Genomic DNA, 15,032 nt, shown 5'->3' on the forward strand with positions numbered 1-15,032 from the left:
GGCCCGGCGGCGCCCCCGGGGGGGGGGGGGGGGGCCCCCCCCCCCCGCCCCCCCCCCGGGGGCCCCCCCCGGCACGGACCCACCTCCCGCTCCACCACTTATCTAAGAACGACGAAGGGTTGCAGCCATCGTGCTCGACGTGAACTTCTTCGACCAGCTGAAGATCGGCCTGGCCACCGCGGACGACATCCGCACGTGGAGCCACGGCGAGGTCAAGAAGCCGGAGACGATCAACTACCGCACGCTCAAGCCCGAGCGTGACGGCCTCTTCTGCGAGAAGATCTTCGGTCCCACCCGGGACTGGGAGTGCTACTGCGGCAAGTACAAGCGCGTGCGCTTCAAGGGCATCATCTGCGAGCGCTGCGGCGTCGAGGTGACCCGCAGCAAGGTGCGCCGTGAGCGCATGGGCCACATCGAGCTCGCCGCTCCCGTGACCCACATCTGGTACTTCAAGGGCGTCCCGAGCCGGCTCGGCTACCTGCTGGACCTGGCGCCGAAGGACCTCGAGAAGGTCATCTACTTCGCGGCGTACATGATCACGTCCGTCGACGAGGACGCCCGCCACAACGACCTGTCCTCCCTCGAGGGCAAGGTCGCCCAGCAGCGCGAGATGCTCGAGAAGCGCCGCGACTCGGGCCTCGAGGACCGCACCAAGAAGCTCGAGGAGGACCTCGCGCAGCTCGAGGCCGAGGGTGCGAAGGCCGACCAGCGCCGCAAGGTGCGCGACGGCGCGGAGCGCGAGCTCAAGCAGATGCGCGACCGCGCGCAGCGCGAGATCGACCGTCTCGACGAGGTGTGGGACACCTTCAAGAGCCTCAAGGTCCAGGACCTCATGGGCGACGAGATGCTCTACCGCGAGATGAAGCAGTGGTTCGGCAAATACTTCGAGGGCCACATGGGCGCCACGGCGATCCAGAAGCGCCTCCAGGACTTCGACATCGACGCCGAGGTCGAGAACCTGCGCGACACCATCGCCAACGGCAAGGGCCAGCGCAAGGTCCGCGCCCTCAAGCGCCTCAAGGTCGTCGACGCGTTCCGCAAGACCGGCAACCAGCCGATCGGCATGGTGCTGGACGCCGTCCCGGTCATCCCGCCGGACCTGCGTCCGATGGTGCAGCTCGACGGTGGCCGCTTCGCCACCTCCGACCTGAACGACCTGTACCGCCGCGTCATCAACCGGAACAACCGCCTCAAGCGGCTGCTGGACCTCGGTGCGCCCGAGATCATCGTCAACAACGAGAAGCGGATGCTGCAGGAGGCCGTCGACTCGTTGTTCGACAACGGTCGCCGTGGTCGTCCCGTCACCGGCCCGGGCAACCGGCCGCTGAAGTCGCTGTCCGACATGCTCAAGGGCAAGCAGGGCCGCTTCCGCCAGAACCTGCTCGGCAAGCGCGTCGACTACTCCGGCCGCTCCGTGATCGTCTCCGGTCCGCAGCTGAAGCTGCACCAGTGCGGTCTGCCGAAGCAGATGGCGCTCGAGCTGTTCAAGCCGTTCGTCATGAAGCGCCTGGTCGACCTCTCGCACGCGCAGAACATCAAGTCCGCCAAGCGGATGGTGGAGCGCGCGCGCCCGGTCGTGTGGGACGTGCTCGAGGAGGTCATCACCGAGCACCCGGTGCTGCTGAACCGTGCACCCACCCTGCACCGCCTCGGCATCCAGGCTTTCGAGCCGCAGCTGATCGAGGGCAAGGCCATCCAGATCCACCCGCTGGTCTGCCAGGCGTTCAACGCCGACTTCGACGGTGACCAGATGGCGGTGCACCTGCCGCTGTCCGCCGAGGCCCAGGCCGAGGCGCGGATCCTGATGCTGTCGACGAACAACATCCTGAAGCCGTCCGACGGCCGTCCCGTGACCATGCCCTCGCAGGACATGATCATCGGTCTGTTCTTCCTCACCACCGACCGTGACGGCGAGCCCGGCGAGGGCCGCGCGTTCGCGTCGCAGGCCGAGGCGATCATGGCGTTCGACCGTGGCGAGATCTCGCTGCAGAGCACCGTGAAGATCCGCTTCGCCGGCGACGTCGTCCCCCCGCTGGGGCACGAGGTGCCGGAGGGCTGGACCGAGGGCTCCGCGCTGACCCTGGACACCACCCTGGGCCGCGCGATCTTCAACGACACCCTGCCCGCCGACTACCCGTACGTGAACTACGAGGTCGGCAAGAAGCAGCTGGGCGCGATCGTCAACGACCTCGCCGAGCGCTACACCAAGGTCGAGGTGGCGGCGTCCCTGGACGCGCTGAAGGACGCCGGCTTCTACTGGGCCACCCACTCGGGTGTGACCGTCTCCATCGAGGACGTCGTGACGCCCGAGGCGAAGGCGGGGATCCTCGAGGGCTACGAGGCCCAGGCCGCCAAGGTGCAGCAGCAGTTCGAGCGTGGTCTGGTCACGGACGACGAGCGCCGCCAGGAGCTCATCGACATCTGGACCCAGGCCTCGGCCGAGGTCGGGAAGGCCATGGAGGCCAACTTCGACCGCGCCAACCCGATCTACATGATGGTCGACTCGGGTGCCTCCGGAAACATGAACCAGATCCGGCAGGTGGCCGCCATGCGTGGCCTGGTGGCGAACCCGAAGGGCGAGATCATCCCGCGGCCGATCAAGTCGAACTTCCGCGAGGGCCTGACGGTGCTGGAGTACTTCATCGCCACCCACGGCGCGCGGAAGGGTCTGGCGGACACCGCGCTGCGGACCGCCGACTCCGGCTACCTGACCCGTCGTCTCGTCGACGTGTCGCAGGACGTCATCATCCGTGAGGACGACTGCGGCACCGAGCGTGGTCTGCCCAAGCGGATCGGTCAGCGTCTCGAGGACGGTCGCGTGGTCAAGGCGGACAACGCCGAGACCGCGGCGTACGCCCGCACCTCGGCCGTCGAGATCACCCACCCGACCAGCGGCGAGGTGCTCGCCGGCGCCGGCGAGGACCTCGGTGACGTCAAGATCGCCGAGCTCGTCGAGGCCGGGATCGAGGAGGTCAAGGTCCGCTCGGTCCTGACCTGCGACGCCCGCACCGGAACCTGCGCGAAGTGCTACGGCCGCTCGCTGGCCACCGGCAAGCTGGTCGACATCGGCGAGGCCGTCGGCATCATCGCGGCCCAGTCGATCGGTGAGCCCGGCACGCAGCTGACGATGCGTACCTTCCACACCGGTGGTGTGGCCTCCGCGGACGACATCACGCAGGGTCTGCCCCGCGTGGTCGAGCTCTTCGAGGCCCGCTCGCCCAAGGGCCGCTCCCCGATCACCGAGGCCGCCGGCCGCGTGGAGATCGAGGACACGGACAAGACCCGCAAGCTCGTCATCACCCCTGACGACGGGTCCGAGGTGCAGGAGTACCCGGTCAGCAAGCGCTCGCGCCTGCTGGTCGAGGACGGCCAGCACGTCGAGGTCGGCCAGATGCTCACCGTCGGCACGCCCGACCCGCAGGACGTCCTGCGGATCCTGGGTGTGCGCAAGGCGCAGGAGCACCTGGTGGACGAGGTCCAGAGCGTGTACCGCAGCCAGGGCGTGGCGATCCACGACAAGCACATCGAGATCATCGTGCGGCAGATGCTGCGCCGGGTCACGGTCATCGAGTCGGGGCAGACCAACCTGCTGCCCTCCGACCTCGTCGACCGGGTGCGCTTCGAGGAGGAGAACCGCCGCGTGGTCTCCGAGGGCGGCACGCCGGCCTCTGGTCGCCCGGTGCTGATGGGCATCACGAAGGCTTCGCTCGCGACCGAGTCGTGGCTCTCGGCGGCCTCCTTCCAGGAGACCACCAGGGTGCTCACGGACGCCGCGATCCACGGCCGCTCCGACAGCCTGCGTGGCCTGAAGGAGAACGTGATCATCGGCAAGCTGATCCCGGCCGGCACCGGCCTCGAGCGGTACCGCAACGTCCGCGTCGAGCCGACCGAGGAGGCCCGCGCCGCGGCGTACTCGGTCACCGGTTACGAGTCGTACGACTACGAGTTCGGCGGTGGCAACCAGGCCGTCGCGCTCGACGACTTCGACTTCGGCTCCTACCGGGGCTGAGCCCCCGGGCGCACAGCAGGACCCAGCACCACCCGTCGACCCCCGTCGCCCGTCAGGGCGGCGGGGGTCGACGCGTTCCACGACCGCCTCCCACCCCTCGACACCGGGGGTCGGCGGTGGTTCGGTGTGCCCATGGACGACGGGGAGCAGCAGGTGGCCGAGGCGGAGACCGAGCAGGACGGGGCTCAGGACGACGAGCAGGAGGTCCCCACCGACGAGGACGGCAACCAGCTCGCCCCCGACGGCTCCACGGTCGAGGAGGTCGAGGCCGACCGCGAGGAGCGCCTGGCGCCCGAGAACCGCCCCGACGGCGCGGAGATCGACAACACCCAGCGGACCTTCAACGAGGAGACCGGGATGTTCGAGGACTCCGAGGGCGCCGACGAGGCCGAGCCGGTGTACAAGACGGCGTCCGAGGAGTCCTGAGGCCGACTCGGCGTCCGTGGGGCGTGCGTTGGGGCCGACTCGGCGTCCGTGGGGCGTGCGTTGGGGCCGACTCGGCGTCCGTGGGGCGTGCGTCCGGGCCGACTCGGCGTCGGCTGGGTCCTGGTTGGCGGGTTTGAGAGAATCGGGCCGTGAGCGACGTACTGCCCGAGGCGACCGACGTGCTGGTCGTCGGCGCCGGCCCCGCGGGCTCGGCGGCCGCGGCGTGGGCCGCGCGTGCCGGGCTCGACGTCACGCTGACCGACGCCGCGCGCTTCCCCCGCGACAAGACCTGCGGTGACGGGCTGACGCCCCGCGCGGTCGGTGAGCTCGCGGCCCTCGGGCTCGAGGACTGGCTCCGCGCCCGGGTGACCAGCAAGGGCCTGCGCGCCCACGGGTTCGGCCAGACGCTGCACCTGCCCTGGCCGGGCGGGAACCTGCCCGCGTGGGGCTCCGCCGTCCCGCGCACCGAGCTCGACGACCACCTGCGCACCACCGCGATCAAGGCCGGCGCACGCGCCGTGGACGGCGTCCGGGCGGTCGACGTCCGCCGCGCCGGCGGCCTCGTCACCCACGTCGTGATGCGCGACGGCGACACCACCCGGGAGGTCGCGTGCCGGCGCCTGGTGGTGGCGGACGGCGTCCGCTCGCCGCTCGGCAAGGCGCTCGGCCGCGAGTGGCACCGCGAGACCGTGTACGGCGTCGCCGGGCGCGCGTACGTCGACTCGACCCGCGCCGACGACGAGTGGATCAGCTCCCACCTCGAGCTGCGTGGCACGGAGGGCGAGATCCTCTCCGGCTACGGCTGGATCTTCCCGCTGGGCGCGGCGTCCGGGCCCGACGGCACCGGCGAGGTCAACATCGGCGTCGGCACCCTGGCGACGGCGAAGCGGCCCGCCGACGTGGCGCTGCGGCCGCTGATGCGGCACTACGCCGACCTGCGCCGCGAGGAGTTCGGCCTCGGTGAGGAGCTGCGAGCCCCGACCTCGGCCCTGCTGCCCATGGGCGGTGCGGTCTCCGGCGTCGCGGGCCCGAACTGGGCGTTGGTCGGCGACGCCGCCGGCTGTGTGAACCCGCTCAACGGCGAGGGCATCGACTACGGCCTCGAGGGCGGCCGGATGGTCGCCGACGTCCTCGCCGACGACCGGACCGGGACCACGGACCTGTCGCGGGTGTGGCCGACGGTGCTGCGCGAGCACTACGGGGAGGCGTTCTCGATCGCCCGTCGCCTCGCCGGGCTCGTGACCGTGCCCCGCCTGCTGCCGACGCTCGGCCCCGCCGGCATGCGGTCCGACCTGCTGATGACCCTCGCACTGCGCTGGATGGGCAACCTCGTCACCGACGAGGACCGTGACCGCGCCGCGCGCGTCTGGCGCTGGGCGGGACGTCGCTCGCTCGCGGTCGACGCGCGCCCGCCGTTCGCCTGATGCCCCGCACCTCGCCGGGCGACGTCGCCCGGCGGGACGACGCCGACGCCCGCTTCCACCAGCGGGTGCTGCGCGGTGGCGACCTGCTGCTGCGGGCGTGGGGCGTGCGGGTCCGGGTCAGCGGGCTCGAGCACCTCCCCGCCTCCGGCCCGGTCGTGCTCGCGGCGAACCACGTCTCCTACCCCGACTTCGTCCTGGTGCAGAAGGCGGTCTGGCCCGCCGGGCGCACCGTGCACTTCCTGTGCCGCGCCGACGTCTTCGACGTCCGGGTGGTCGGGACGGCGATGCGGCGGATGCGGCACGTGCCCGTCGACCGCTCAGCCCCGGCCGCGGCCTACCTGCAGGCGCGCGACGAGCTGCGGGCCGGCGGCACCGTCGGGATCTTCCCGGAGGCCGGGGTCTCGATGTCGTACACCGTGCGCCCCCTCATGCGGGGTGCCGCCGCGCTCGCGCTGGAGACGGGGGCGCCGCTGGTGCCGGTCTCGACCTGGGGCGGTCAGCGGCTGTGGCGCGCCCACGCCGGCCCGGACGGCCGTCGTCCGCGGCCCGACCCGCACCGCGGCCGCGTCGTCGACGTCGCGCTCTCGGCGCCGCTGCGTCCCGAGCCGGGCGAGGACGCGACCGCCCTGACGGTCCGCCTCGGCCGGCGCCTCGCCGAGGGACTGGACCGGCTGTGGGACCTGCCCGAGCACCGCACCCCGCCCGGCCCGCCCGTCCCGTGGCTGCCCGCCCACCGCGGCGGCTCGGCGCCGACGGCGGCGCAGTCCCTGGGCCGGGAGAACGTCCCGCGGGGGGCCGTCCCGGTGGCGTGGGGTCCGGGACCGGGCGCCGCACCGGGGACCGCCGCCGGGTAGAAACAGCAGGTCAGCGGCCCTGCGACGGCGGGCCGGACGAGCGATCCGACCTCGGCCGACCTAGGGTCGGAGGGTGGGCGGACTCCCGAGACGACAGCGCGTGGCGGCGTACGCCGTCGTGCTGCGGACGTCCGCGGAGGCCGACGGGACGACGTCCACGGCCATCCTGCTGTCGCGCCTGGCGAAGCGGATCACCCCGGACGAGCTGTGGACGCTGCCGGGCGGCGGACTGGACCACGGCGAGGACCCCCGCGACGCCGTCCGGCGCGAGATCGTCGAGGAGACGGGCCTGCACGCCCAGGTCGGCGACCGGGCGCGGGTCTACTCCGCGCACCTCCCGCACGCCTGGCGCGACGGTCGCCGGGTCGACGCCCACGCCCTGCGGATCGTCTACGAGGGCTGGGTCGCGCCCGACGCCCCCGCACCGCGCGTGCTCGAGCGCGACGGCTCGACGATGGACGCCGCCTGGGTGCCCGTCGCGCGCGTCCTCGACGGCACCGTCCCCGTCGTCCCCATGGTCCTCGACGCCCTCGCCGACCACGGGCCCGCGCAGCGCCAGCGCGTGGCGGCGTACGCCGTCGTCGTGCGCGACGGCGCCGTGCTGCTGACCCGCAACTCCGTGCGCGGCCCCCACCCGGGGTCGTGGATGCTCCCCGGCGGGGGCATCGACCACGGGGAGGACCCCCGGGACGCGGTCGTCCGCGAGGTCGCCGAGGAGACGGGCCTGACCTGCGAGGTGGGCCCCGTGCTCGACGTCAGCTCCGTCCACTTCGAGGGCACGGCGCCGTCGGGGCGCCAGGAGGACTTCCACGCCGTCCAGGTCGTCTACACCGCGACCCTCACCGGGTCGCAGAGGTCCGACGCGCCCCACCCCACCGAGGTCGCGGGCACGACGGACGCCGCCGCGTGGGTCGCCCTGGGGGAGGTCGGGAGCCCGGCGTACCCGGTGCGTCCCCTGGTCTCGAGCGCGCTGCGGGCCCTCGGGACGGCGGGAGGACCGGCGTAGTCTCGTGGTGTGAGCGAGACCGTCTTCACCTACGCCGCCCCCGCCCTCAAGTTCGGTCCCGGGTCCTCGCACGAGATCGCGCACGACCTCGGCACGTACGCCGCGCGTCGGGTGCTGCTCGTGACCGACGCGGGCGTCGCCGCCACCGGCCACCCGGACCGCATCGCCGACGAGGTCCGCGCCGCCGGCATCGAGGTCGTCGTCTACGACCGGTCCCGGGTCGAGCCCACCGACGGCTCCCTGGCCGAGGCGGTCGACTTCGGGCGCGACAACGGCCCCTTCGACGCCGTCGTCGCGGTCGGCGGCGGCTCGTCCATCGACACCGCCAAGGCCGTCAACCTGCTCACCACCAACCCCGGTGAGCTCATGGACTACGTCAACGCGCCGGTCGGCGGCGGCCGTGCGCCGACGGAGAAGCTGCTGCCGCTGATCGCCGTCCCCACGACCACCGGGACGGGCAGCGAGTCGACGACGGTGTGCATCCTCGACGTCGTCGAGCAGCACGTGAAGACCGGCATCAGCCACACCGCGCTCCGGCCGACGCTGGCCGTGGTCGACCCGACCCTCGCGATGTCGCAGCCCGCGATGGTCACCGCGGCGTCCGGGATGGACATCCTGTCGCACGCCCTCGAGAGCCTCACGGCCCGCTGGTACGCCGACCTCCCGGCGAAGCAGGCGCACGAGCGGGTCCCGTACTGCGGGGCGAACCCGGTCGCCGAGATGTGGGCCGAGCGGTCGCTGTCGCTGCTGTCCACCTCCTTCCGCGAGGCCGTGCGCGACGGGGACGACGCGACGGCGCGCGAGCAGATGTCGATGGCCGCGACCTTCGCCGGGCTCGGCTTCGGCAACGCCGGGGTGCACATCCCGCACGCGAACGCCTACCCGATCGCCGGCCGCGTCGGGCAGTTCCGTCCGGACGGCTACCCCGAGGCGGACGCCTCGGGCAAGGGCCTCGTGCCGCACGGCATGGCGGTCGCCATGACCGTGCCGGCGGCCTTCCGCTTCACCTTCGAGGTCGACCCGCAGCGGCACCTCCGGGCCGCCCGGCTGCTCGACCCCACCGGCTCCCACGGCAGCGACGCCGACGGCCCGGACGCCCTGCCGAACGTCGTCACCGCCCTGATGCGGGACGTCGGCATCCCCAGCGGCCTCGCCGAGCTGGGCTACGCCGACTCCGACGTCGACCCGATCGTCGAGGGCACGCTGAAGCAGCAGCGGCTGCTCGCCACCTGCCCGAAGGAGACGACCCCCGAGGACCTCGCGGGCATCGTCCGCGACTCGCTGGAGAACTGGTGACCGCCACCCTGCCCGACGCCCCCACCGGCACCCCCGCCGCCGAGACCGCCGACCTGCTGGCCGCGCTGCGTCGCGCCGGCGTGACCGACGTCGACGACTCGACGCTGGCCCGCGCCCTGTACTCGACCGACGCGTCGCTGTACCGGGTCGTCCCGCAGGCCGTCGCCCGCCCCCGGGACGTCGACGAGCTGCTCGCCGTGGCCGAGACCGCCCGTGCGCTGAGGGTCCCCGTGACCATGCGCGGCGCCGGCACCTCCATCGCCGGGAACGCGGTCGGGCCGGGCCTCGTCGTGGACACCGCGCGCCACCTGAACCGGGTGCTCTCGGTCGACCCCGACCGCGGCACCGCTGTCGTCGAGCCCGGCGCCGTCCACGCGACGCTGCAGCGGGCCGGCGCGCCGTACGGCCTGCGCTACGGGCCCGACCCGTCGACGCACACCCGCTGCACCATCGGCGGGATGATCGGCAACAACGCCTGCGGCTCCCGCGCGCTGGGCTACGGCCGCACGGTCGACACGGTCCGCTCGCTGACCGCCGTCCTCGGCACCGGGGAGGTCGTCACCGCGGGCGAGGGAGCCCCGTCCGGCGGCGCCGCCGCGAGCGCCCTGACGGGCCTGGTGGACGGCGAGCTCGAGCACGTCCGCACCCACTTCGGGCGCTTCACCCGTCAGGTCTCCGGCTACTCCCTCGAGCACCTGCTGCCCGAGAACGGCCGCCGCCTCGACCGGTTCCTCGTCGGCTCCGAGGGCACGCTGGGGCTCGTCACGCAGGCCGAGGTCGCGCTGGTCCGCGACCCCCCGGTCCGCACCCTCGTCGTGCTCGGCTACCCGTCGATGGCGGACGCCGCGGACGCCGTCCCCGCCCTGCTGGCGCACCCGCTGGTCGCCTGCGAGGGCCTCGACGCCCGGATCGTCGACTGCGTCCGCCGGGCCGGCAAGGCCGTCCCCGACCTGCCGAAGGGCGCCGGCTGGCTGTTCGCCGAGGTCACGGGGGAGACGCAGGCCGAGACCGACGCCCTGGCCGACGCGATCACGCTCACCGCGGGCGCCCTCGAGGCCCGCACGGTGCACGACGCGGGCGAGGCCGCCGCCCTGTGGCGCATCCGCGAGGACGGCGCCGGCCTGGCCGCCCGGTCGCTCTCGCGGCCCGCGCACTCGGGGTGGGAGGACGCCGCCGTCCCGCCGGAGCACCTCGGGGCCTGGCTCCGCGACTTCGACGCGCTGCTCAAGGACCACGACCTCGACGGCGTGCCCTACGGCCACTTCGGCGACGGCTGCGTGCACGTGCGCATCGACTTCACCTTCGACGAGGCCGGACGGCGGACCTTCCGCTCGTTCCTCGAGGCGTCCGCCGACGCGCTGCGCACCTACGGGGGGTCGCTGTCGGGCGAGCACGGCGACGGTCGCGCCCGCTCCGAGCTGCTCGGCCGGATGTACGACGCCGACTCGCTGCGGCTGTTCGCCGCGGCCAAGGCGGTGTGCGACCCCGAGAACCTCATGAACCCCGGGGTGCTGGTGGACCCCGACCCCTTCGACGGCTTCCTACGGCCCGGGCGCGCCCGGCACCGCGAGCCGCTGCCGCTGCTGCGCCTGACCCACGACGGGGGCTCGCTCGGCAACGCCGTCAACCGCTGCACCGGCGTCGGCAAGTGCGTCGCCGGGCCCACGCCCGGCGCGGTCATGTGCCCCTCGTGGCAGGCGACGCGGGACGAGAAGGACTCCACCCGCGGCCGCTCCCGGGTGCTGCAGGAGGCGGTCGACGGCACGCTCGTCGACGGGCTGGCCGACCCCGCCGTGCACGAGGCGCTGGACCTCTGCCTGGCCTGCAAGGGCTGCGCGCGCGACTGCCCGACCGGTGTCGACATGGCGACGTACAAGTCGGAGGCGCTGCACCAGACCTACTCGGGCAGGGGCGCCCCGCGGCGTCCGCGCAGCCACTACACGCTCGGCCGGCTGCCGCTGTGGTCGCGGCTGGCCGCGCCCGTGGCGCCCGCGGTCAACGCGGCGATGAAGGTGGGCCCCCTGGCCCGGCTGGCCAAGGCCACCGCCGGGATCGACCAGCGGCGCGAGGTGCCGACGTTCGCGCCGCGCACGCTGCGCCGGACCGCGCCGCGGGCGGCGGCGGGCGCCGAGACCCCGGACGTGTGGATCTGGGCGGACTCCTTCACCGACCACTTCCTCCCGCAGACCGCACGCGCCGCGATCCGCGTGCTGGAGTACGCCGGGCTGAGGGTCCGCGTCATCGACGAGAAGGCCTGCTGCGGGCTGACGTGGATCACCACCGGCCAGCTGACGCAGGCCCAGCGGATCGTGCGGCGCACCGTCGCCACGCTCGCGCCCTACGCCGACTCGGGAGCGCCGATCCTCGGCCTCGAGCCGTCGTGCCTCGCGGCCCTGCGGACCGACGCGACCGAGCTCGTCGACGACCCCGCCGCGACCCGGGTCGCGGACGCGATGGTCACCTTCGCCGAGCTCGTCACCCGTCTCGACCTGCCGCTGCCGGACCTGACCGGCGTCCGCGTCGTCGCCCAGCCGCACTGCCACCAGGCCTCCGTGCTCGGGTGGGCGGCCGACAGGGCGCTGCTGGAGAGGGCGGGCGCCGAGGTGACCGCGGTCGGCGGCTGCTGCGGGCTCGCCGGCAACTTCGGCGTCGAGCAGGGGCACTACGAGGTCTCGGTCGCCGTCGCGGAGACGCAGCTGCTCCCCGCCGTCCGCGAGGCGCGCGCCGCCGACCCCGCGACCGTCGTCCTCGCCGACGGCATGTCCTGCCGCCTCCAGCTCGACGACCTCGCCGACGTCCCCGCCCGCCACCTCGCCGAGCTGCTCGCCGACCCACCCACCCGCTGACTCGACCGTCCTGGGCCGGGAGAACGGGCCGACCCGACCCTCATCGGGCGGTCGGTAGGCTCGGGGGGTGAACCCCCGGCACCGCCGCCTGGTGATCCCGGTGGCCCTCGTGGCACTGCTCGTCGTCGTGGTGGTCGCCGCCCTCGTCTGACCGACCGCCCCGACCCGACCGTTCCGGAGAACCCGGGAGAGCCGTTGCCGACCGTGCCCCTGTCCGAGGCGCTGGACGACGTGCGCGCGGACCTGCTGGACGCCGAGCACCTGGTGCGAGCCGTCGCGTCCGGGCGGCGCAAGGGCGCCGACAAGCCCCCGTGGCGACGCGTCGAGCTGCGGTGGGTCGACCTCAAGGCGGGCCGACGCCTCCAGGTCACGGCGTACGACGCCACCCAGGCGCACACCGCGAACCACGCCGTCGGCGGCGAGGCGGAGGCCGCGGTGGCCGACCTCCTCGGCACCGCCTTCGGCCACTGGAACCTGGAGACCGCCGCGCGCACGGTCCAGCTGCGGGTCACCAAGAGCGGCGAGGCCGCCGTCACCGCCAGGCGGCGGGAGTCCGCGGTCGCGCCGGACCGCAGCCACGACCGGTCGAAGCACCGCCTCCTGCCGGACGACGACCCGGTGCTCGCGGCCCTCGGCATCACCGACGACCAGGGCCGGGTCAAGCCGAGCCGGCGGGCGAAGCTCCGCCAGGTCGAGGAGTTCCTCCGGCTGCTCGACGCCACGCTCACCGACGCCCTGGACGCCGGTCACCTGCGTACCCCGACCGAGGACGCCCCGCTGCGGGTCGCCGACCTCGGGTGCGGCAACGCCTACCTGACGTTCGCGGCCGAGCGCTACCTGCGCACCGTGCGCGGGCTGCCGGTGACCCTCACCGGGGTCGACGTGAAGCAGCAGTCCCACGACCACAACACCGAGCTGGCGGGGCTGCTGGAGGCGCGGGCGTCGTTCGCGGTCGGCACCATCGCCGGGGTCGAGCTCGACGACGCACCCGAGGTCGTGCTCGCGCTCCACGCGTGCGACACCGCGACCGACGAGGCGCTCGCCCGGGCCGTGGCGTGGGAGGCTCCCGTCGTGCTCGCCGCGCCCTGCTGCCACCGCGACGTCGCGGCGCAGGTGCGGCGGGCGACACCCCCCGCGCCGTACGCGCAGCTCACCCGCCACGGCATCCTCCGCGAGCGCCTCGCCGACACCCTCACCGACACGCTGCGTGCCTCCATGCTGCGGGCCCTCGGCCACCGCGTGGACGTCGTCGAGTTCGTCGACCCGGCGTACACGCCCCGCAGCACGATGCTCCGCGCCGTCCGTACCGGTGTCCGCGACGACGAGGCCCGGGCCGAGCACGACGCCCTCGCCGCCGACTGGGGCGTCCGGCCGCGGCTCGCGGAGCTGCTGGACGAGCGGCCCGGGGGAGGGGACGGCCGTGCGTGACCACTGGCGTCTCGGCGCGCTGCTCGTCGCGCTCGCGTGCTTCGTCCTGCCGTCCCTCGCCGGGCTGGGCGTCGCCGCCAGCGCGGACGACGAGACCTCGGAGGACGAGGGCTCCGAGCAGCCGGTCGGCTCGCGCGAGGAGTTCCGGTTCACCGATCCGCGCATCACCGAGTCCAGCGGCCTCGTCGTCGCCGACGGCTACGTCGTGACGACCAACGACTCCGGCGACGCCGCCCGCATCTACACCGTCGACCCGGACACCGGCGACACCGTCGGCACCACGACGTACGCCGACGGGGCCACCGACGTCGAGGCGCTGGCGCCCGCGGGCAACCGCGAGGTGTGGGTCGCCGACATCGGCGCGAACGCGGCCCCCCGTCGGACGGTCTCGGTGACCAGGGTGCCGTTCGGCCCCGGCGACGAGCAGGTGGACGCTCCGTCGTACGACCTCGTCTACCCCGACAACCGCTCCCGCGACGCCGAGTCGCTGCTGATCGAGCCGGGGACCGGCCGCCTGTTCGTGCTCACCAAGGAGGTGTTCGGCGGCGCCCTCTACCGGGCCCCCGCCGAGCTCAGCGAGGACGGCACGAACCGTCTCGAGCGCACCGGCGACCAGCGCCTGGTCGGCATCGCCACCGACGCCGCCTTCTTCCCCGACGGCGACCACGTCGTCGTCCGCGACTACTCCCAGGCGGTCTTCTACACCTGGCCGGACCTCGAGCAGATCGGGGACGTCGTCCTGCCCGAGCAGCCGCAGGGTGAGGCCATCGCCGTGGACGCCGAGGACCGCGTCCACATCAGCACCGAGGGGCAGGACTCGCCCGTCCTCTTCCTCACGCTGCCCGAGGAGCTGCGCACCGCCCTCAACGCGCCCGTCCGCGACGGCGGCCCCACCATCGTCGAGACCCCGGAGGGCTTCGAGCCCCCCGAGCCCGACGACGAGCAGGGCCTCACCCTGGGACCCGGCCGGGTCAACTGGCTGGTCGGCGGCATCCTCGGACTGGTCGGGCTCGTGCTGCTCGTCCGGGCCCTCCGACCGCGCTGAGGTCCGGCGCCGTCATCGGGCGCCGTCGTCGGGCGCCGCCGTCAGGCGGGGTCGTCGAGGACCATGAGGAGGACGGCCGGCTCGTCGTCCGGGAGCCACGGCGGACGGCCCTGGCCGATGGTGCGCCACCCGCTCCGCTCGTAGAGCCGGACGGCGGCCTGGTGCGCCGGGACGACGTCGAGCACCGGCAGGCGGCCGTGCTCGCGGATCCACCCGACCGCGGCGTCGAGCAGGGCCCGGCCGACGCCCCGCCCGCGCAGGTCGGGGAGCACGAAGAACGACGAGACCATCGCGAGACCGCTGCGGTCGAGACCGGTGGCGTGCGTCCAGGCGTCCGCGAAGTCGTCCTCCGGCACCTCGGCCACGGCCACCTGGCCGACCACCTCGCCGCCGGTCCCGCCGCCGGTCCCGCCGTCCAGCACGGCCGCGAACGCGGCCTCCTCGCCGGGGCGGACCACGAACTCCTCCGGCGGGAACGGCAGCGGCCAGCGGAACGGGTAGCGCGAGGCCGGCTGCTGGACGCGGAGCACCTCGACCAGGCGAGGGACGTCGCCGGCCGTGCGAGGGCGGATCGTCAGGCTCACGTCGGCCGAGACTAGTCAGCGGCCGGCGGTGGTGGTCGGGCCGGGCGGCGGGACCACCGGGAGGCGGTCACCTGACCGGGACGAGTCCGGGCACCGGGGCTGGGTACCGTCGCT

The 15,032-nt window shown here is 74.0% G+C and carries 10 protein-coding genes; 9 read left to right on the top strand and 1 reads right to left on the bottom strand.

Annotated elements, in window-relative coordinates:
- Positions 1 to 130 precede the first annotated feature (130 nt).
- The 9 genes from MJ876_RS01770 (at position 131) to MJ876_RS01810 (ending at position 14,334) form a co-directional block, all read left to right on the top strand.
- Positions 131 to 4,009 (top strand): DNA-directed RNA polymerase subunit beta', encoded by a 3,879-nt coding sequence (locus MJ876_RS01770; protein ID WP_240234334.1) that lies wholly within the window; start codon positions 131 to 133, stop codon positions 4,007 to 4,009.
- Positions 4,010 to 4,141: 132 nt separating this feature from the next.
- The gene (locus MJ876_RS01775) at positions 4,142 to 4,435 is read left to right on the top strand and encodes a hypothetical protein (RefSeq protein WP_240234335.1); all 294 of its coding nucleotides are present in this window, start codon (positions 4,142 to 4,144) and stop codon (positions 4,433 to 4,435) included.
- Between the two features lie 149 nt (positions 4,436 to 4,584).
- Positions 4,585 to 5,859 carry a geranylgeranyl reductase family protein gene (locus MJ876_RS01780; protein WP_240234336.1) on the top strand — a complete coding sequence of 425 codons (1,275 nt, stop codon included), beginning with the start codon at positions 4,585 to 4,587 and terminating at the stop codon, positions 5,857 to 5,859.
- Complete coding sequence (locus MJ876_RS21415; RefSeq protein ID WP_275694264.1) at positions 5,859 to 6,713, top strand: 1-acyl-sn-glycerol-3-phosphate acyltransferase; 855 nt, start codon at positions 5,859 to 5,861, stop codon at positions 6,711 to 6,713. Before MJ876_RS01780 ends, MJ876_RS21415 begins: the two co-directional genes overlap by 1 nt.
- A gap of 73 nt (positions 6,714 to 6,786) precedes the next feature.
- Entirely contained in the window at positions 6,787 to 7,719 is a 933-nt protein-coding gene (locus MJ876_RS22060) for an NUDIX domain-containing protein (protein WP_240234337.1), read from the top strand.
- Between the two features lie 9 nt (positions 7,720 to 7,728).
- On the top strand, positions 7,729 to 9,015 hold the full coding sequence (locus MJ876_RS01795) for a hydroxyacid-oxoacid transhydrogenase (protein WP_240234338.1): 1,287 nt from the start codon (positions 7,729 to 7,731) through the stop codon (positions 9,013 to 9,015).
- Positions 9,012 to 11,861, top strand: a complete 2,850-nt coding sequence (locus MJ876_RS01800; RefSeq protein WP_240234339.1) for an FAD-binding and (Fe-S)-binding domain-containing protein — start codon at positions 9,012 to 9,014, stop codon at positions 11,859 to 11,861. The genes MJ876_RS01795 and MJ876_RS01800 overlap by 4 nt, the downstream gene beginning before the upstream one ends.
- Before the next feature lie 204 nt (positions 11,862 to 12,065).
- Positions 12,066 to 13,289, top strand: a complete 1,224-nt coding sequence (locus MJ876_RS01805) for an SAM-dependent methyltransferase (RefSeq protein WP_308192549.1) — start codon at positions 12,066 to 12,068, stop codon at positions 13,287 to 13,289.
- Complete coding sequence (locus tag MJ876_RS01810; RefSeq protein WP_240234341.1) at positions 13,282 to 14,334, top strand: hypothetical protein; 1,053 nt, start codon at positions 13,282 to 13,284, stop codon at positions 14,332 to 14,334. Before MJ876_RS01805 ends, MJ876_RS01810 begins: the two co-directional genes overlap by 8 nt.
- Before the next feature lie 41 nt (positions 14,335 to 14,375).
- Here MJ876_RS01810 and MJ876_RS01815 read toward each other — a convergent pair whose 3' ends face one another.
- Positions 14,376 to 14,918: an N-acetyltransferase gene (locus MJ876_RS01815; protein WP_240234342.1), complete on the bottom strand. Its 543-nt coding sequence runs from the start codon at positions 14,916 to 14,918 to the stop codon at positions 14,376 to 14,378.
- Between the last annotated feature and the right edge of the window lie 114 nt (positions 14,919 to 15,032).

Source organism: Nocardioides sp. CFH 31398 (assembly GCF_022436705.1).
Taxonomy (GTDB): Bacteria; Actinomycetota; Actinomycetes; order Propionibacteriales; family Nocardioidaceae; genus Nocardioides.